At 64.3% G+C, this 18,767-nt stretch carries 16 protein-coding genes; 1 reads left to right on the top strand and 15 read right to left on the bottom strand.

The genetic code is table 11. The features are described 5' to 3' along the window. Window positions 1-9: 9 nt before the first annotated feature. The 4 genes from EJ070_RS23075 to yajC all read right to left on the bottom strand — a co-directional run bounded on the left by EJ070_RS23075 (window position 10) and on the right by yajC (window position 4,319). Window positions 10-858, bottom strand: a complete 849-nt coding sequence (locus EJ070_RS23075) for a phytoene/squalene synthase family protein (protein ID WP_189350010.1) — start codon at window positions 856-858, stop codon at window positions 10-12. Then, entirely contained in the window at window positions 859-1,248 is a 390-nt protein-coding gene (locus EJ070_RS23070; RefSeq protein ID WP_126093408.1) for an Mth938-like domain-containing protein, read from the bottom strand. It abuts the gene before it with no gap. 127 nt (window positions 1,249-1,375) lie between these two features. Then, window positions 1,376-3,925, bottom strand: a complete 2,550-nt coding sequence (gene secDF / locus EJ070_RS23065; RefSeq protein ID WP_126093407.1) for a protein translocase subunit SecDF — start codon at window positions 3,923-3,925, stop codon at window positions 1,376-1,378. A gap of 55 nt (window positions 3,926-3,980) precedes the next feature. Beyond that, window positions 3,981-4,319 (bottom strand): preprotein translocase subunit YajC, encoded by a 339-nt coding sequence (gene yajC / locus EJ070_RS23060; RefSeq protein WP_067000009.1) that lies wholly within the window; start codon window positions 4,317-4,319, stop codon window positions 3,981-3,983. A 265-nt stretch (window positions 4,320-4,584) separates the two neighbouring features. Here yajC and EJ070_RS23055 point away from each other — a divergent pair, with 265 nt between their 5' ends. Then, window positions 4,585-5,457, top strand: a complete 873-nt coding sequence (locus EJ070_RS23055; RefSeq protein WP_126093406.1) for an ATP-binding protein — start codon at window positions 4,585-4,587, stop codon at window positions 5,455-5,457. A 166-nt stretch (window positions 5,458-5,623) separates the two neighbouring features. On the opposite strand, the gene EJ070_RS23050 is transcribed toward EJ070_RS23055, so the two are convergent. The 11 genes from EJ070_RS23050 to EJ070_RS23000 form a co-directional block, all read right to left on the bottom strand. After that, entirely contained in the window at window positions 5,624-7,156 is a 1,533-nt protein-coding gene (locus tag EJ070_RS23050) for a peptidoglycan DD-metalloendopeptidase family protein (protein ID WP_126093405.1), read from the bottom strand. A 281-nt stretch (window positions 7,157-7,437) separates the two neighbouring features. Next, on the bottom strand, window positions 7,438-8,091 hold the full coding sequence (locus tag EJ070_RS23045; protein ID WP_126093404.1) for a protein-L-isoaspartate(D-aspartate) O-methyltransferase: 654 nt from the start codon (window positions 8,089-8,091) through the stop codon (window positions 7,438-7,440). Window positions 8,092-8,104: 13 nt separating this feature from the next. Next, window positions 8,105-8,863, bottom strand: coding sequence for a 5'/3'-nucleotidase SurE (gene surE, locus EJ070_RS23040; protein WP_126093403.1), 759 nt, complete (start codon window positions 8,861-8,863; stop codon window positions 8,105-8,107). A 4-nt stretch (window positions 8,864-8,867) separates the two neighbouring features. Further along, entirely contained in the window at window positions 8,868-10,172 is a 1,305-nt protein-coding gene (serS, locus tag EJ070_RS23035; RefSeq protein ID WP_126093402.1) for a serine--tRNA ligase, read from the bottom strand. 98 nt (window positions 10,173-10,270) lie between these two features. Then, the gene (gene tatC / locus EJ070_RS23030; protein WP_126093401.1) at window positions 10,271-11,146 is read right to left on the bottom strand and encodes a twin-arginine translocase subunit TatC; all 876 of its coding nucleotides are present in this window, start codon (window positions 11,144-11,146) and stop codon (window positions 10,271-10,273) included. Beyond that, window positions 11,143-11,847, bottom strand: a complete 705-nt coding sequence (gene tatB, locus EJ070_RS23025) for a Sec-independent protein translocase protein TatB (protein ID WP_126093400.1) — start codon at window positions 11,845-11,847, stop codon at window positions 11,143-11,145. Before tatB ends, tatC begins: the two co-directional genes overlap by 4 nt. An 83-nt stretch (window positions 11,848-11,930) precedes the next feature. Next, window positions 11,931-12,149 (bottom strand): twin-arginine translocase TatA/TatE family subunit, encoded by a 219-nt coding sequence (locus tag EJ070_RS23020; protein ID WP_095815328.1) that lies wholly within the window; start codon window positions 12,147-12,149, stop codon window positions 11,931-11,933. A 181-nt stretch (window positions 12,150-12,330) separates the two neighbouring features. Then, a complete protein-coding gene (scpB, locus tag EJ070_RS23015) occupies window positions 12,331-13,086 on the bottom strand; it encodes an SMC-Scp complex subunit ScpB (protein ID WP_126093399.1) in 756 nt (251 codons plus the stop codon). Then, a complete protein-coding gene (locus EJ070_RS23010) occupies window positions 13,083-13,883 on the bottom strand; it encodes a ScpA family protein (protein ID WP_126095872.1) in 801 nt (266 codons plus the stop codon). The genes scpB and EJ070_RS23010 overlap by 4 nt, the downstream gene beginning before the upstream one ends. A 63-nt stretch (window positions 13,884-13,946) precedes the next feature. After that, a complete protein-coding gene (nagZ, locus tag EJ070_RS23005) occupies window positions 13,947-14,966 on the bottom strand; it encodes a beta-N-acetylhexosaminidase (RefSeq protein ID WP_126093398.1) in 1,020 nt (339 codons plus the stop codon). 133 nt (window positions 14,967-15,099) lie between these two features. Beyond that, entirely contained in the window at window positions 15,100-18,666 is a 3,567-nt protein-coding gene (locus EJ070_RS23000) for an SPOR domain-containing protein (protein ID WP_126093397.1), read from the bottom strand. Window positions 18,667-18,767: the final 101 nt, after the last annotated feature.

Genomic DNA, 18,767 nt, shown 5'->3' with positions numbered 1-18,767 from the left:
ACGTTTACGTCAAAGAGGCGCCCAGCCGCGCATGGCATGACGCAGGAGCAGCCAGTGCCGCCGCAAGGTCGAGAGCGTCGCAGTCGCAACGCGTGGGGAGCGGTCCGCGCTGTCCATCCTGGTGAGATAGGCGCGCGTCAGCGCAAGTGGCAGAAACGCGGGGCGCAGCGAAACGGGGAGAGCCGGCGCGCCCTTCTCGAAAGCGCCGAGATGCTCTCGCGCCAGCGCAATCATCGCCGCCACTGCGCGCTCCGCGCCAGGACCGCCGTCGCCCTTGACGAACTCTTCCGGTGTCGTTCCCGCGGCTGCCAGGATCTCGGCGGGCACGTAGCATTGGCCTCGCCTGCGATGCAGCGGCAACAAAAGCAGCAGGCCGGTGATCGCCTGCGCGCAGCCTGCCCTGCCCGCCAGTTCGGCAAAGCGTGGCGCGGCAGTTGGATCGAGCACCAACGCCGCAAGCTGGATGAGCGCCGCGGCCGTCTCGCCGCAATAACCCTCGAGGTCGGTCCGCGACGGCATCGGGTCGTCATAGAGGTCGAAGATGCGCGCTTCGAGCATGTTGTCGAAGGCCGCCTTCGGCAGGTGGCTGGCTGCGACCGCAGCCCTCAGCGCATCGGCGGTCGGATGACCGGTCTCCGCCCCGCCTTCGGCCATGATGACATCACGCCACCACTGCAGCCGGACCTCGCCCGGCAGCGGCTCATGGATGCGGTCGCGCACGCTGGCGATCTCGGCATTGAAGGCATAGAGCGCGAGCAGCGCGTCGCGCCTGTCGGCCGGCGCGTAGAGCGCGGAGAGGTAGCGGTCAGGGTCGGCGGCGCGCACCGCGTCCATGACGATGGTTGAGCCGCCTGCCATTCAATCGACGGCAATCAGCGCTGCGGCCACGGCGCGGTCCTCGGCCAGAAGCACGTTGTAGGTGCGCACGGCCGCCCCCGTCGACATCGGATCGGCAGAGATGCCGGCTTGCTTGAGCGCGGCGCGCAGTGCACCCGGCAGCGGCCGCAGATCCTTGCCGGTGCCGACGAGCAGGATCTCAACCCTGTCCGCTTGGGCGAAAAGCTTGTCGAAGTCCGAGGCTTTCAGCGCCAGCGGATCGGCCGGCTCCCAGCCATGAATGCCCGACGGCAGGCACAAAAGCGATCCGCGATGCGACATGTCGGCAAAGCGGAAGCCGCCATTACCATAAGCCTCAATCGGCGCCCTGCCCGGGAAATGCGCCTCGCGGATGATGATGCCTTTGGCCATGGGTCTAGAGCATGATGCCGAAAAGTGTGGAGCGGTTTTCGGACGATATCATGCTCTATCTCTTTGATTCAGAGCCGGATTCAGATTTCAGGTCGACTCGACCTGAAATCATCCGGCTCTGACGGCGTCAGGTCGTCACGGCCTTGCCGTTCGCCGTCTTCGTCTCCTCGGCGGTCGCGGATTGCGGCCGCAACTTGAAGAGGATCAGCAGCGGCGCGGCGATGAAGATCGACGAATAGGTGCCGAACACCACGCCGAACAGCATCGCCAGCGTGAAGGAACGGATCACCTCGCCGCCGAACAGCACCAGAGCCAACAGCGCCAGCGATGTCGTGACCGAGGTCAGCGTCGTCCTCGACAGCGTCTCGTTGATGGCATTGTTCAAGAGCTGCGGCAGCGGCATCTTCTTGTATTTTCTGAGATCCTCGCGAACGCGGTCATAGACGACAATCGTGTCGTTCAATGAGTAGCCGATGATGGTCAGGATCGCCGCCAGCGACGACTGGTTGAACTCCAATCCGGATATGACGAAGAAGCCGATCGTCATCACCACGTCGTGGACGGTCGCGACGATCGCGCCCACCGCGAACTGCCATTCGAAGCGGAACCAGACATAGAGCAGGATGCCGACCAGCGCGATCAACATCGCGATCGTGCCCTGCTTGGCCAGCTCTCCGGAAACCGTCGGACCCACCACTTCGACGCGACGGAAGTCGTATTGATCCTGGAGCTCGCCCCTCACCTTGTCGATAACCGTCTGCTCGGCATTCTCGCCGGCATCTTGTGTTCCGACGCGGATCAGGACGTCATTCGGGGCGCCGAACTGCTGCACCTGGATCTCGCCGATGTTGAGCTCGGATAGCCTGCTGCGGATGTCGCCGAGATCGGCGTCGCCCTGCTTGGACTGCACCTCGATCATCGAGCCGCCCTTGAAGTCGATGCCGTAATTGATGTCGATGGTCAGGAACCCGACGACCGACAGGATCGACAGCACGCTGGACAAGGCGAACGTCCAGCGGCGGATCCCCATGAACGGGATCTTGGTGCCCGGCGGGATGAAGGTGACGGGCGCCCTTGGCAATTCCTTCGGGCGGGCACGGCGCAGCCAGATCGCGACCAGCATCCGGGTGAAGGTGAAGGCGGTGAACACCGTGGTCAGGATGCCGATGGCGTAGGTGATGGCGAAGCCCTTGACCGGACCGGTGCCAAGAAAGAACAGCACCACGGTCGCGATCAGCGACGTGACGTTGGAGTCGACGATCGTCGCCAGCGCCTTGGAGAAACCGGTGTCGATCGCCTGGATGACGGAGCGGCCATTTCGTCGCTCTTCGCGTATGCGCTCGTAAATCAGAACGTTGGAGTCCACGGCCATGCCGATGGTCAGCACGATACCCGCGATACCTGGCAAAGTGAGCGTTGCGCCAAGCAGTGACAGCGCCCCCACGATCATCGCAACGTGCACGGCCAAAGCCACATTGGCGAGGAAGCCGAGGAAGCCGTAGGCCACGAACATGAAGGCGACGACGAGGATCGAGCCGATCACGCCCGCGATCTTGCCGGCATGGATCGAATCCTGACCAAGGCCCGGACCCACCGTGCGCTCTTCAATGATGGTGAGTTTGGCCGGCAAGGCGCCGGCGCGCAGCAGCACGGCGAGATCGTTGGCGCTCTCGGCTGTGAAGTTGCCTGAAATCTGCCCCGTGCCGCCGAGAATAGGTTCACGGATGACGGGCGCCGAAATGACCTGGTTGTCGAGGACGATGGCGAAAGGTTTACCGACATTCTGCTGGGTCGCCTGACCGAACCGGGTGGCGCCTCGCGAATTGAACGTAAACGAAACCACTGGCTCGTTTGTCTGCGAATTATAGGTCGGCGTCGCCTGCGACAGGTCTTCGCCCGACACGATGACGCGGTTCTCCACCAAATAGGGAACCGGAGGATCGTCTTGAGAATACAGGATCGAGTCGCCAGCCGGCGGCCGGCCTTTCATGGCGTCCTGGACCGGCATCGAGGTGTCGACCATCTGGAACGTCAGCTTGGCGGTCTGGCCGATAATGTCCTTAAGCCGCTGAGGGTTCTGAAGGCCAGGCACCTGAACGAGGATGCGATCGTCACCCTGCCGCTGCACGATCGGCTCGGTCGTGCCAAGCGCGTTGACGCGTCGTTCGACAACTTCGATTGCCTGTGACAACGCCGTTGTGGTCCGGTACTTGAGGCCGGCATCCGTGACGGTAAATTTCAGCAGCCCAGGCTCTGAATCATCCAGCGTCATCGACTGAACGGAGCCGCCGGTGAATAGACCGGCATTTACCGGATTTGTAATGGGTTTCAGCGCTGCCTTGGCCGCATCGACCTGGTTCTGGTCGCTGATGCGCACCTGCACGGTGCGACCGGTGCCGGAAAGCCCGGTATAGTTGATCTTGGCTTCGCGCAGCAGGGTCCTGATCTCGTCGCGCGTCGTCTCCAGTTGGTCCTTGATCAGATCGTTCTGATCCATCTGGAGCAGGATGTGCGAGCCGCCTTGAAGGTCGAGGCCGAGCGTCATCTGCCGTTTCGGCACCCAGCTCGGCAGTTGCGCCAGCGTGCTTGCCGGGAAGAGATTGGGCGCGGCGAGGATCACTGTGACGGCCACAGCCAGCCAGATCAGGATCATCTTCAGGCGCGAGAAATACAGCATTCGTTCTTATCCGTTCAGGCGTACAAGCGGCAGCGTTCCGCCATCGAGGTGATGATTACTTCTTGGCGTTCTGGTTCGCCACCGGCTCGCCCTTGACGCGCACGTCGGAGATCGTCGAGCGCAGCGCCGTCACCTTGGTTCCGCCGCCAAGGTCGATCTCCAGCTCATTGTCGTCGATCACCTTGGTCACCTTGCCGACGAAGCCGCCGCCGGTCACCACCGTATCGCCGCGGCGCACCGCGGCCAGCATCTCCTGGCGCTTCTTCAGCTGCGTGCGCTGCGGCCTGATGATCAGAAAATACATGATCACGAAAATCAGGACAAACGGCAAAATGCTGATGAACATATCGGGCGAGGTGCCGACGCCTTGGGCGTATGCCGGTGTGACGAACATCAAGAAACTCCTGGATGATTGAAAACCGCCCGGGGCGGCCCCGCAAAATTTGGGCGGAATATAGTCGGTAAAGTTGCCAATGCAACTGCGCGGGCTGGCGAATCCGTTGCTTTTCCAGCCGTTTGGCGCGTGCTAGAGCGTCGCAGCGGGAAGCGGCTTCGGCCTTGCCCAAAAGATCATGCTCCAACAAAAGCTTGGGGCTGGTTCTTGCAGCGCCGCCATGAAGCTTTATCCGCATTCCGAGATGCCAGGACAAAGATCCGAAATGACCGATAGCCAGGATGCCCTGAACAAGAAGCTCGACCGCCTGATCGAAGCGGTCTCCCGCCTCGCCCCGCCACCCGTGCCGGAGACCGACCTCGGCGTGGCCGATTGTTTCGTCTGGCAAGCCGATCCCGGCCATCTGGAGCCGGTGCGCAAGGTCAACCGCGTCGATATCGGTCTGATCCGTGGCGTCGACCGGGTTCGCGACATCCTGCTCGACAACACCGAGCGCTTCGCTTCGGGCTTTGCGGCCAACAATGTGCTGCTCTGGGGCGCGCGCGGCATGGGCAAGTCGTCGCTGGTCAAGGCCGTGCACGCCAAGGTCAACGCCTCGGACAAGCTCGACCTCCCGCTCAAGCTGATCGAGATCCACCGCGAGGACATCGACACGCTGCCCAAGCTCATGGGCCTGCTGAAGGCGGCGCCCCATCGCTTCATCCTGTTTTGCGACGACCTGTCCTTCGACCACGACGACACCTCCTACAAGTCGCTGAAGGCGGCGCTCGAAGGCGGCGTCGAGGGCCGGCCGGCCAACGTCATCTTCTACGCCACGTCGAATAGACGGCATCTGCTGCCGCGCGACATGATCGACAATGAGCGCTCGACCGCCATCAACCCGTCGGAGGCAGTAGAGGAAAAGGTCTCGCTCTCGGACCGCTTCGGCCTGTGGCTCGGCTTCCACAAATGCTCGCAGGACGAATATCTCGACATGATCGACGGCTACGTCCGCTATCACGACCTGAAGATCGACGCCGAAACGCTGCGCGCCGAGGCGCTCGAATGGGCAACGACGCGCGGCAGCCGCTCCGGCCGCGTCGCCTGGCAGTTCACGCAGGATCTGGCCGGCCGGCTTGGCAAGCCGCTTAAGGATTGACCGCGACCATGATCCCGAACCGGAAGGTCAGCAAAGCAAAAATTGGAAGCCGGTTTTCGGACAAGATCATGGTCAAACAAGACAACTGAAAAAGCCCGCCCCTGGCGGAGCGGGCTGAAGACGGCGGGCCGGACTGGAGGTCAGGCGGCCCGCAATTGTTCTTGTTCTATTCGAGGTAGCCGGACGGGTCGACCGGGGCCGAATTCTTGCGCACTTCGAAGTGCAGCTTCGGCGAGTCGGTGGTGCCGCTCATGCCGGACAGCGCGATCTCCTGGCCGCGCTTGACCTTCTGGCCGCGCTGCACCTCGATCGAGCTGGCGTGACCGTAGACGGTGACCAGTCCGTTCTCGTGGCGCACCAAAACGGTATTGCCGAATTCCTTGAGGCCGTCGCCCGCATAGATGACGACGCCGTTCTCGGCCGCCTTGATCGGCGTTCCTTCCGGCACCGCGATGTCGACGCCATCCTTGCCGGAGCCGAAGCCGGAGATGACGCGCCCACGCACCGGCCAGCGCATCTTGCCGATGCCGGTCGCATCCGGCGCCACCGCATCGTCGTCCTCGGCCTGCTGGATGACCTTGGCGTCCTTCTTCGGCGGCGTGTAGGAGGCGAGCGTCTCCGACGGCGTGGTCTTCGCCGGCGGCGTGGTCGCCGTCGTTACCGGATCGACGGCAGGCTTGGCGGCAGTCGCTGCAGGCTTGGCGGCGGCGACAACCGTGCCGCCGGCCGGGACCTTGAGCGTCTGGCCGATCTTCAAGAGGCCGTCCTTCATGCCGTTGGCCTGCTTGAGCGCCGTGGCGCTGACGCCGGTCTTGCGGGCAATCGAAGACAGGGAATCGCCCTGCTGGACGGTGTAGGTGCCCCCGGCGCCGGCCGGCTTGGCCTCGGCCATCTGCGGCGCGGGCTTGACGTTCTTCGAGCCGCTGGCGGCAGCCGATGCATCGACCTGCGCAGTCGACTTGCCGTCCTTGACTTTCGGCTGCTGCGGCAGCACGGCAACCTTCTCCGGCGCTCCGGCAGGCTGTTTCGGCGTAGCGGGCTTGGTGTTGTCGGCAACCTTCGGCTCGGCCTTGCTCGAATAGGCATAGGCGGGGATGACGATTTTCTGACCGGTCCTGATACCCTTGCCGGCATCCAGCCCGTTGACCTTGATGATCGCATCGGCCGGCACATGATACTGCCGCGCGAGGCCCGAAATCGTCTCGCCTTCCCGGACCACGATCTCGGTCGCGTGCGGCGCGGCACTTGCGTTGCGCACGGCATCGGGCTCGGCGGTCTTGAACGGCTTCGCGGCCGGCGCGACGGTGCCGGTGGTCGTCTTGTCGAGATGCGGCGCGGCGGGAGCTGGCGCGAGCGCCGGGGCCGAGGCGGTGCGCATCGGCTTTGCGGGTGCAGCGGCCTGCTGCGAGGGCGGAGGCAACTGCTGCGACGTCACCGGCTCGAGGCTGGAGCGGCTCACCGACTGGGTGTGGCTGCCGTCGACCGGCGCCGGCGCGGCCATATCGCCCGGATAGGGCTGGTCGGCGTTCTGCTTGCTGATGATGGAGCGCTGGTTGTTGGTGGACGACGTGAAGACGTCGTCGACACCGTTGAAGCGCATGGCCTGCGAGCTGCACCCGGCCGCGGCGCCGGCGATCACGAGGATGGCGCAGCCGCGCGCCAGATTGCGTCCGTTTGCCTTCAAACCATTGAATTGCATCGCACTAACCCGCACAGACCCGGTACACATTGGCCATGATTAAAGCGCGTTAATGTTACTGCGGGGTTAACCCATTAGAATCCGACGAAAATTTTCTTAAAACATTTTCGAGGGCCGCTTGGGGCGAGCTGAGATTCAGGTTAGCTCGAGTCGAGAAAGGCACGCGAGCACCAGCCTACGCCGGCCGAAACCCTAATTTAATTGCCACGCCACTCATGAGTGCTTCGGTCGACGATGGCCGGAAGCATTTGCAGGCCGGCCTCACCTGAATCCCAACCCAGTTAGATCACCGCGGCGACGCTGCGCAGGATTGGCTGCAGCCTGACCATGCCGATGTCCTCGCGCTCGAAACGGCTGCCGACCTTGGTAAGCTTGGCCAGCACCTGCTCGCCCTCCTCCGGGCCGATCGGCGCGATGACGATGCCGCCGCTCGACAATTGATCGAGCAGGAAGCGCGGCAAGCTCTCGAAGGCCGCCCAGGCGACAATGCGGTCGAACGGGCCTTCGTTGGGCAGGCCGTTGGAGGCATCTGCCTGGCGCACGATGGCATTGCTGATGCCCAGCGCCTCGAAGCGCTGCTTTGCCTGTTCGGTCAAGGTTTTGTAGCGGTCGACGGTGACCACGCGCGCAGCGAGCCGCGACATCACAGCGGCAGTGTAGCCCGATCCGGTGCCGATCTCGAGCACGCGGTTGCCCGGCTCGATGGCTAAAGCCGCGATCACCGCCGCCTGCAGATCCGCGCCTTCGATCGCCTCCCCGCATTCGATCGGCAGCATGCCTTCCGACCAGGCGATCGGATGGAACTGCGCGGACAGGAAACCGCGCCGCGGCGTCGCCTCGAAGGCGGCGATCAGCGCCTTCGGCGCCGTGCCCCTGCCGCGCAGGCGAAGCAGGAAAGCGGCAAAACCTTCGCGGTCGTCGAGGGTCGTGTTCATGCCAATGCCTTGTTCATGCCAATGCCTTGGTAAGCTGGTCGCGGAGTTCATGGGCGGTGAGGTCGAGCTGCAGCGGGGTCACCGACACCAGCCGGTTGCGCAGCGCGTGGAGGTCCGTGCCCTTCTTGCCTTCGACCGGCTCTCGGCCGAAGCGCAGCCAGTAGTAAGGCAGTCCGCGCCCGTCGCGGCGCTCGTCGACCCACAGGCTGTGCACGAGCTTGCCCTGCGACGTGACGACCGTGCCTTCGATCTCGTCGGGCGCACAGTTCGGGAAATTGACGTTGAGCAGAACGCCTTCCGGCAGCGGCGTCGCGACCAGCCTCTTCAGCAGCGCCGGCGCGAGCGCCTCGGTCGTCTCGTAGGGAACGACGCGGTCCTCGCCGACATAGGAATAGGCCTGGCTCACCGCGATCGAGCGCACGCCGAGCAGCGCGCCTTCCATGGCACCGGCGACGGTGCCCGAGTAGGTAACGTCGTCGGCGATGTTGGCGCCGGAATTGACGCCCGACAGGAGGAGGTCCGGCGGCTCGGGCAGGATCTTCTTCGTGCCCATGATGACGCAGTCGGTCGGCGTGCCGCGCACGGCAAAATGCTTCTCGCCGATCTTCCTCAGCCTGAGCGGTTCCGAGATCGACAGCGAATGCGCGTAGCCGGACTGGTCCTGCTCGGGCGCCACCACCCAGACGTCATCCGAAAGCGTGCGGGCAATGCGCTCGAGCGACGCCAGCCCCTCGGCATGGATGCCGTCATCGTTGGTCAGCAGGATGCGCATGAACTCATTTCGATTCGATCTTCGCGAGACCACCCATGTAAGGCCGCAGCACTTCAGGAATGGTTACGCTGCCATCCTCATTCTGGTAGTTTTCGATGACAGCAATGAGAGCGCGGCCGACCGCCGTGCCCGAGCCGTTGAGCGTGTGGACAAAGCGGTTGCCCTTGCCGTCCTTGTCCTTGTAGCGGGCATCCATGCGGCGCGCCTGGAAGTCGCCGCAGACCGAGCAGGACGAGATTTCGCGATAGGCGTTCTGGCCCGGCAGCCAGACCTCGATGTCGTAGGTCTTGCGCGCGCCAAAACCCATGTCGCCGGTGCACAGCGTCACCGTGCGGAACGGCAGGCCGAGCCGCTTCAGCACCTCCTCGGCGCATTGCGTCATGCGCTCATGCTCGGCAAGCGAGCTCTCCTGGTCGGTGATCGACACCAGCTCGACCTTGTAGAACTGATGCTGACGCAGCATGCCGCGCGTATCGCGGCCGGCTGAACCCGCTTCCGAGCGGAAGCACGGCGTCAGCGCCGTAAAGCGCAGCGGCAATTTCTCATGCGGCGTGATTTCCTCGCGCACGAGATTGGTGAGCGGCACCTCCGCCGTCGGGATCAGGCCCAGGCGTCCGTCGCCATGCGGCGTGAAGAATAGGTCCTCCTCGAATTTCGGCAGTTGGTTGGTGCCGAAAAGCACCTCGTCGCGCACCATCAGCGGCGGGATGATCTCCTCATAGCCGTGCTCGGTCGTGTGCAGGTCGAGCATGAACTGGCCGATAGCCCGCTCCATGCGCGCGAGCTGGCTCTTCAGCACCGTGAAGCGCGAGCCGGACAGCTTCGCCGCCCGCTCGAAATCCATCATGCCGAGCGCTTCGCCGATCTCGAAATGCTCCTTCACCCAGTTCGGACGCGCCGGCACCTCGCCGACGATGCGCTTGACGACATTGTCGTGCTCGTCCTTTCCGACTGGCACGTCGTCGAGCGGCACGTTGGGCAGCACTGCGAGTGCGTCGTTCAGCGCCTTATCGAGCTCGCGCTCGCGCGCCTCGCCGTTCTGGATGAACGCCTTGATGTCGCTGACTTCGCCCTTGAGCTTTTCTGCCAGCGCGGCATCGCCGGAACGCATGGCGTTGCCGATCTCCTTCGAGGCGGCGTTGCGGCGCTCCTGCTTGACCTGCAACTCGCTGAGATGCGCGCGCCGCGCCTCATCGCTGGCGATCAGGCCGTCGACCGTGGATTGCGCGTCGCCGGCCGACCACGAGCGCTTCACCAGCGCATCGATCAAAGCCTTCGGGTTGTCGCGAATCCATTTGATGTCAAGCATGGTTGATCCGTCCTCAAAGTAAGGTTCGAGGGCGTAAACCGCATCCTTGATCGATGCAAGACAGACGGGGCCGCCTGCCGCGTTTTTCCGGCTTTCGCCTAACCTGGCGCCTGCGTTGAAGAAGCGTCCGGCGCCTTCTCGTCTACGGTCTTTCCGCTCTCGCTCGCCTCGCGCGCCAGCCGATCGCGCTCCTGGCTGCGCTCGATCAGACGCGAGGACCAGATAGCGACCTCATAGAGAATGATGGTCGGGACAGCGAGGCCGCACTGGCTCAACGGGTCGGGCGGCGTCAGCACCGCGGCGACGACGAAGGAAAGGACAATCGCCCATTTGCGCTTATCGGCCAGCGCCTGCGACGACAGCAGGCCGACGCGAGTCAAAAGGCTGGTCACCACCGGGAGCTGGAACACCAGGCCGAAGGAGAAGATCAGCGTCATGATCAGGCTGAGATATTCCGACACCTTCGGCAGCAGCGAAATCTGCACCTGGTCATTGGTGCCGGCCTGCTGCATGGCGAGGAAGAACCACATCACCATCGGGGTAAAGAAGAAATAGACCAGCGAGGCGCCCATCAGAAACAGGATGGGCGAGGCAATCAGGAACGGCAGGAAAGCGTTGCGCTCGTTCTTGTAGAGACCCGGAGCGATGAACTTGTAGATCTGCGTGGCGATCAGCGGAAAGGCGATCACCATGCCGCCGAACATGGCGAGCTTCACCTGGGTGAAGAAGAACTCCTGCGGCGCGGTATAGATCAGTTCGACCTTGTGTGGGTCGAGCCCCGCCCATTGCGTCGCCCATTTGAACGGGATGACCAGAAGGTTGAACAGGCGCCTGGCAAAGAAGAAGCAGACCAGGAACGCGACGAAGAACCCACCCAGAGACCAGATCAGGCGGCGACGCAGTTCGATAAGGTGCTCGATCAGCGGCGCCGACGATTTCTCGATCTCTTCCTTCTCTTTGTCCGAGACGCTCACTTGGCGGCTCCCGCCGTTTTCTTGGCGTCGGCGGCTTTTTTCCCGGCCGGCTTCTTCGCCGCAGCCGGCGCTGCCTTAGCCTTGGGCGCTACCTTCTTGGCGGGCGTCGCGGCCTTTGCTCCCGCCGGCGCGGACGTTGCCGCCGATGCCTTGACCGTCTTCACCGCTCCACCCGCAGCCTTCGTCTTCGATGTCGCTGCCTTTTTTGCCGGCTCCGCGGGTGTGGCGGTCTGGGCAACAGGCGCAGTCACTGAAGCGTCGCTCATGGCCGGGAAGATCGGCGCGGCCGGGGCCGCTTCGGTCCCGCTGGCGCCGGGCATCTCCGTCGCGCCGTTCTTGAGCGGCTCGGCGGCTTGCGGCGATGCGTCGGGCGCCGCCACATCGGCGGCCGGCTTGGGCTTCATCATCGTATCGACGCCGGCCCGCACGTCGGCTGCCGCCTGTTCGAACGGATTGAGCTGCTTGCGGATTTCGGTCATCGGATTGAGGCTCCGAAGGCTGTCGACCGAACTCTTGACGTCATCGAGCTCGGCTTCCTTCAGGGCGTCGTTGAACTGCTTCTGGAAGTCAGCCGCCATCGCGCGCAATTTCGCCGCGGTGCGGCCGAACGTGCGCAGCATGTTGGGCAGATCCTTCGGCCCGACGACCACGATCATGACGACCGCGATCACCAGCAGCTCGCTCCAACCGACTTCGAACATGGCAATCTATTCCGACTAGTGCATGCCGCCCAAAAGCGCGAAGCGGTTTTGGGCTAACGGCATGTACAAAGCAACAACCGGGCTCAGCTCTTGCTGACCTTTTCCTTGCCCGGCGAAACGGTCTCGTCGGCGCGGTGCTCGACGGTACGCTTGTCGTCGACGTCGTCGTCAGCCATGCCCTTCTTGAAGCTCTTGATGCCCTTGGCCATGTCGCCCATCAGCTCGGGAATCTTGCCCCGGCCGAACACCAGAAGCACGATGACCAGCACGATCATCCAGTGCCAAATCGAAAATGAACCCATTGCCTGTCTCTCTTGAATGTTTTCCCTCGGCGATGATCTATGCGTTTTCGCTCAGGGATTCAAACACAACCGCAGTGAAGTTGATAAAATGGCTGCCCGATGTCACGCACTTTCGGCGTCGGCGGCTTGCTACGAATCGGCGCAGTCCTGCCCTTGAGCACCCAAGAGCGGCTTTTTTGCGTCACTCTTCCGTGACGCGCGGGGTCAGCAATCCGAGTTCCTCGAGGTCGATATCGGTCAGCGCATCCTCGTCCTCGGTCAGCGCATCCGGATCGGCAGGCGGGACGGGCATCGAGAAATTGGACGGCATGCGCGTCGACAGGAGCCCGGCGCCCTTCAGCTCTTCCATGCCGGGCAGGTCACGGATTTCCTCCAGCGCGAAATGGTCGAGGAAGGCGTCGGTGGTGCCATAGGTCACGGGACGGCCGGGCGTGCGTCGCCGGCCGCGCATCCTCACCCATTCGGTTTCGAGCAGCGTGTCCAGCGTGCCCTTGGAGGTTTCGACGCCTCTGATGTCCTCGATCTCGGCGCGCGTCACCGGCTGGTGATAGGCAATGATCGCCAGCACCTCGAGCGCCGCGCGAGAGAGCTTTCGCTGCTGGACCGAGTCCCGGCTCATCAGGAACGCAAGATCGCCGGCGGTGCGGAATGCCCAGGCATCGCCGACCCGCACCAGATTGACGCCGCGCTTGGCGTAGATCTCCTGCAGATCGGCCATTGCCGCCGTGATATTGACGCCGTCGGGCAGGCGCGCCGCCAATTGCCTTTCGCTGACCGGCTCGGCGCTGGCGAATATAATCGCCTCGGCCATGCGGACAGCTTCCGACAACTGCAGCCGCTCGGCGAGGTTCTCGATAGAGCCCAGTTCGGCCGTCTCGTCTTCCGGTTCGTCGTCGACCTTGAACGGGATGACCGAAGCGTTGGCGCGTTCGCTCATGATACCACCTCGACTGCCTTGACCCCTTGCGCGCGGCCGCGCAGATAGATCGGTGCGAAAACCTGATCCTGCCGCACTTCCAGTTTCCCCTCGCGCACCATTTCGAGCGTCGCGGCGAAGGAGCTGGCGACCGCCGTCCGCTTCTCTTCCGGCGTCGCCAGATATTGGATCAGGAAGCTGTCCAGCGCGGTCCAGTTGCTGACCGTCCCGATCAACCGCGCCAGCACTTCGCGCGCGTCCTTAAGCGACCAGACGGCGCGCCGGGCGATCGTCACATTGTTGATCGCCTGCCGCTGGCGCTGTTGCGCATAGGCGGTCAAAAGATCGTAGAGCGAAGCCGAATAGGCGTTGCGCTTCTCGATGATGACCATTTCCGGCATGCCGCGCGCGAAGACATCGCGGCCGAGCCGGTTGCGGTTGACCAGCCGCGCCGCGGCATCGCGCATCGCCTCCAGCCGCTTCAGCCGGAATTGCAGCACCGCCGCCAGTTCCTCGCCGCTCTCGCCCTCTTCGCCTGGCTGTTTCGGGATCAGCAGCTTCGACTTGAGGAAGGCGAGCCACGCCGCCATCACGAGATAGTCGGCCGCAAGCTCCAGCCTCAGCGCCCTCACCTTCTCGATGAAAGCCAGATACTGCTCGGCGAGCGCCAGGATCGAGATGCGGGCGAGATCGACCTTCTGGTTGCGCGCCAGATGCAGGAGAAGGTCGAGCGGCCCCTCGAAACCGGCGACGTCGACCACCAGCGAAGGATCGCCAGTGAGGCGTGAATCGTCGTTCTCGGCCCACAGACGGTCCATCGGTGCGGCCTTCGCGGCCTTGCTGTCCAATGTCTCCGCCACTTGCCCTTCCATCCCTTCGGTTCAGGCCACCGCTTCGAAATAGGTGGCGAATTCCTCGCGTATCGCGGTTTCGTCGGCGACGTCGCGGCTCCTTATATAGGTCAGTGCCCGCTCCGCCCTCGCCAAGGACTTGCCTGCGAGGGCCGTCGTGCGCGACGCGATGCCGGACATTTCCTCGAAAACGCCGTTGCAGTGAAGAACGAGATCGACACCTGCCGCAAGGATCGCGGCCGCCTTTGACGGGAAATCCCCAGAAAGTGCCTTCATCGACGTGTCGTCACTCATCAGGAGCCCATCGAAGCCGATCTCGCCTCGGATCACCTCGCTCACAACCTTGGCCGAGGTTGTCGCCGGATTGTCCGGGTCGACAGCGCTGTAAACGACATGCGCCGTCATCGCCATCGGCAGGTGATTGAGCGCCTTGAATGGAGCGAAATCGCGTCGCCGTAATGCGGCGAGCGGTGTATCGACCGTCGGCAGCGCGAAATGGGTGTCGGCAAAAGCGTGGCCGTGGCCCGGAATGTGCTTCATGACGGGCAGGACGCCGCCCGCCATCAAGCCTTCGGCCGAAGCTCGGCCAAGCTCGATCACGGCATTGGGCTTCGTGCCATAGGCACGAGCGCCGATCACCTCGCTCGCGCCTTTGACCGGAACATCTAGGACCGGCAGGCAATCGGCGGTGACGCCATGGCGCAGGAGATCGAAGGCGTGCAGGCGCGCCAGGAGCCATGCGGCGCGGCGGCCGGCTTCGCGATCGTCACGCCAAAGGGCGCCAAGCGCGCCGCCTGCCGGATAGTTCGGCGCCAGCGGCGGCCGCAGCCGCTGCACACGGCCGCCTTCCTGGTCGATGAAGACCGGAGCGTCCGGCCGTCCGACACAGTCGCGCATCGAAGCGACCAGGTCGCGGATCTGCTCGGTCTCTCCGATGTTGCGCGCGAACAGGATGAAACCCCAGGGGCGTTCATCCCGATAGAAGCTGATTTCCTCAGGAGCGAGCGATTTCCCGGCACAGCCGAGGATCATGGATTTTGATTCGGTCATGAATGGAATCTTAGGGCTTTGGCCAAGCAAAGGGAATCACCCCTGGCCCGCGACGCCCGAACCGGAAAACCGTCCACAACGAAACGCCGGCGCGGCCTTGCGGCGGCGCCGGCGTTGAAACGATCTGGGACGATCAGCGCGAGACGAAGCAGGTGCCGCCGGCCGCCTTATAGCTGGTGCACAGGTTGATCGCGTCGTTGCGCGACTGCGCCGGAACCCGGACGCGGTAGAACGTGCCCTTGCCGGCGATCTCTGCCTTGACGATGTTAGCCTTGCGCCCGGAAAGCACGCTGCCGTAGCGGCGCTGCAGGTCCTGATAGGTCGACTGGGCGCTTTCAACCGTCGGCTGCGAGGCGATCTGCATCGACCACGAGCCGCTGCCTGCCGCCGCCGCCGGATCGATGGAAGCGACCTGGTCGGGCTTGACCTCGCCGACGATGTCTACCGGCTGGTCGGAAGGGCGTGGCGGCGCCACCGGCACCTTCGCCGGCGTGTTGGCCGACTGGGCCTTGGCTTCATTCTTCGGCGCGGCATTGGGTATCGCTGGCTTGACCACCTCGGTCTGGTCGCCCTGACCGGCAGTCTGGTCGGTGGCCGGCGTGACCGTCCCCGTCGCCTGGGCGTCGCCCTGCCCGGCCGGAGCAACGTGCTGCGGCGCCGGATCGGCTGGCTCGGTTGCCGCCACTTTCGGCGCGGCAGGAGCCGGATCCTCGTGCGCGACCAGCGAGCCGTCAGGCTTCACCATCATGGTTTTGACCTTGCGCGGCGCTACGGCGACGACGTCATTGCCGGTCCCCTTGTCGGCCTCTTGCAGCACCTGGGCGATGCGGTCCTCCGATTTCGGCGTCGGAGCGGCCGGCTGCGCGGTGCCCTGGGCGCTACTCGGCGCTGCCGCGTCAGGACCCGACGCTACTGCGTCCGGACCCGGCGCTGCCGCGTCGGGATTGGCCGCTGCGTCGGCGCCAGACGCTGCATCGGTGTCGTCGGGCGAAAGATCGACGATCCGGCTCTGCGGCGGTTCCTTGGACGCCACGTCGATCGGCTCCTCGATGTTGGTCACCAGTTTCTGCTGCACCGGCTCGGCAGGCTTGGCCGCACCACCCTTGGCGACCGCGTCATAGACCTTGCTGTCCTGGTTCGGCACCACGGCGCCACCCGGATTCTCCGGCTTGACCTTGATCGGCGAATTGTCGGCCTTCACGATCACGGGCGCTTCGCTGCCGCCCTTGCCGCCAAAGGAGAAGGCAAGCGCGCCAAGGCCGCCCGCGATAACCACGGCGCCGACGAGCGCGGCAACCATCATGCCACGGCTGCGCGGCTTTGCTGCCTCCCGTTCGGCAAGGCCCGGCACAGTCATCGCCTCATCGAGTTCGGGATCGTAGTCGAGGTCATCGGTGGCGAAATCGTCCGCCTGCGAAACCGGCCGGCTGCCGGGCAAGTCGTCGGCATCGAATTCGCTCGCGGCTGCGGCATAGGACGCGGCCGCCGGAGCGGAGGTCGTCTCGGCGCGCAACTCGCGGCGATCATAGCCGGTCTTGAATCCGGCGCTGTAGGATTCGTCGTCATAACCCCGGCTCGGCGCCGGCGCCGTGGCGATCTCGGTCGCGTTCATCTCGCTGAGCAGACCCGCGAATTCGGCGTCGAGATCGTCATAGGCGGGCACCGCCGGCTGATCCTCCTCGAAGCTGAGCTCCGGAATATCGAGGTCGTCGGCCAGTGCGACTACGCGCTCCGGCACGTCGACCGTCTCGACATCGGGCACTTCCTCATACTGGCGAGGCTGCGGCGCCGAAGCCGGCTTGGCGTAGGCGGAATGGTCCTTCGCCGGCTCATCGCGGTAGGCCGGAGCCGCTATCTGCGGCGCGGGAGCCACCGGCTGCGGCGCGAACGACGCTTCCACCGGGGCGGCGACCGGGGTCACCCGACTCCACGACCGTGACGGCTCGGCGGGCGCGACCGGCGCGTCCATCTCGATGCCCTTGGCGAAGGCGGCATCGAAAGCCTCGTCATCGAAATCGATGCTCGGTTCGGCATTCTGCTCAGGCGCCGCCTCTTCGAAGCCCTGCCGGTCGAGTTCGTCGGCGAGCAGGCTATCGAGATCGGCATCGGCGGGTCGAGCGGTCTGCTCGTCGCGTGCAGGCTCGTGCTCATCGAGATCCCAATCGAGATCATCGGCGGCGGCCTGATGGCCGGTGTGGCCGGCCGGCTGCGGTGCCGAAGCGGGTTCCTTGGCGACTGGCATCGGGGCGGCTGCAATGGGGGCGGCCGGAGCCGGAGCGGCCGGAATGGGCCGCGCGGTCATGGCGCCGAGCAACGCGTTGAGTTCGTCTTCCAGGCTCCGCTCGCTGCTGGTCGCAGCCGGCTTGGCCGGCTCGACTGCGGCGACCGGCGGAACCGGCGCCGATACGGCCGCAGCAGGCTCGGCGAATGACGGCTCAGCCGCGGCGGCTGGCTCGACAGCGGGAACTTCCGGCTCCTCGGCAAGAGCATCACCGAAGTTGAGTTCGAAATCGTCTTCGATGACCTGATCGGCTGCGGCCTCGTGATCGGCGACGGGTTCAGGATCGACGGCGGGGGCCTCCGCCTCCTCGGCAAGGGCGTCACGGAAGCTGAGCTCGAAATCGTCTTCGACGACCTGATCCGCAGATGCTTCGTGGTCGCCAACAGGCTCGTAATCGGCGACGGGTTCGGGATCGGCTGCGAAATGCGCAACTTCCGCAGGCGCCTCGGCGGCCTCCAGCTGCTCGTCCTCGACAGCCGTCGGCTGCTCGTCCTCGACAGACTGCGGCCGCTCGTCATCGACCGACAGCTCCTGTTCCAGGATCAGCTCCTGCGGCTGATCGAAACCCAAATCGACGTCGGACATTACCTGATCGAATTCGGCCTGATCTACCTGGCTGTCGAAATCTTCGTCGGCGATCGATTGCTCGGCAGCGGCGTGAGCTTCCACCGGCTGAACATCGGCGGCCCCGGGGTGCTGCTCGATCTCGCGGTCGTCGAACGCCAGTTCGTCCTCGAGCGACATCTGCACGGCGTTGTCGAAATCGGCATCGAATGCGGCCTCGGCCGCGGGCTCGACAGCGGCAGGCTCGGCAGCCGCGACGGCGCCATGGCCGGCGTCGGGCCCATGATGGTCGATCTGGAAGCCGTCATCCAGCGAGGCTGCCATTTCCTGATCGATGGAAAGGTCGTCCTCCAGAGGCGAAACTTCGTCCTCCAGAGGCGAAACTTCGTCCTCGTGCGGCGAGACTTCCAAAGAGCGCGCGACCGCCTTGTCGAAATCATCGTCGAAGGGGTCGAAATCATCGTCGGAGGCAATATCGGCGGCCGGCTCCGGCGCACGCGGCGTGGCAAAGTGGGCGTGATCGGCCGCGTCGTCAAAGACGAAGTCCTGTTCGAAGGAAGCGGCAAGCTCGTCGTCGGTGAGTTGGTAGGCCGGCTGGTGCTGGACTGCCGGCTGCGTGACCGGCGCGCTTTCCTCGGCAGCGTCGAATTCGCCCATCAATTCCTTTTCGAGGTCGATGTCGAAGTCGCTCTCTTCCGCGGCCTGGTTTACGGGCGCGGCCTTCGCGGCCGCCGGCGTCTGCGGCCTGACCGGCTGACGCGGATCGAAGCCCATGATGCGGGTCAATTCCGCGAACGGATCGTCATCGGCGATGTGGTTGCTTGCGGCTGCTTTCAGCTGGGTTCTGTCTGCCATTATTGTTCCCGAACTCGCACACAGTCGGACGCCATGGACGTCGCGCAGGGTTGGCCCTTACCAGCGCAATGTGGGCAAAAGGTGACAGGTTTTTTAGTCAA

The organism is Mesorhizobium sp. M1E.F.Ca.ET.045.02.1.1 (assembly GCF_003952485.1).
Classification (GTDB): domain Bacteria; phylum Pseudomonadota; class Alphaproteobacteria; order Rhizobiales; family Rhizobiaceae; genus Mesorhizobium.
This window is presented reverse-complemented; position numbering and strand designations above follow the sequence as displayed.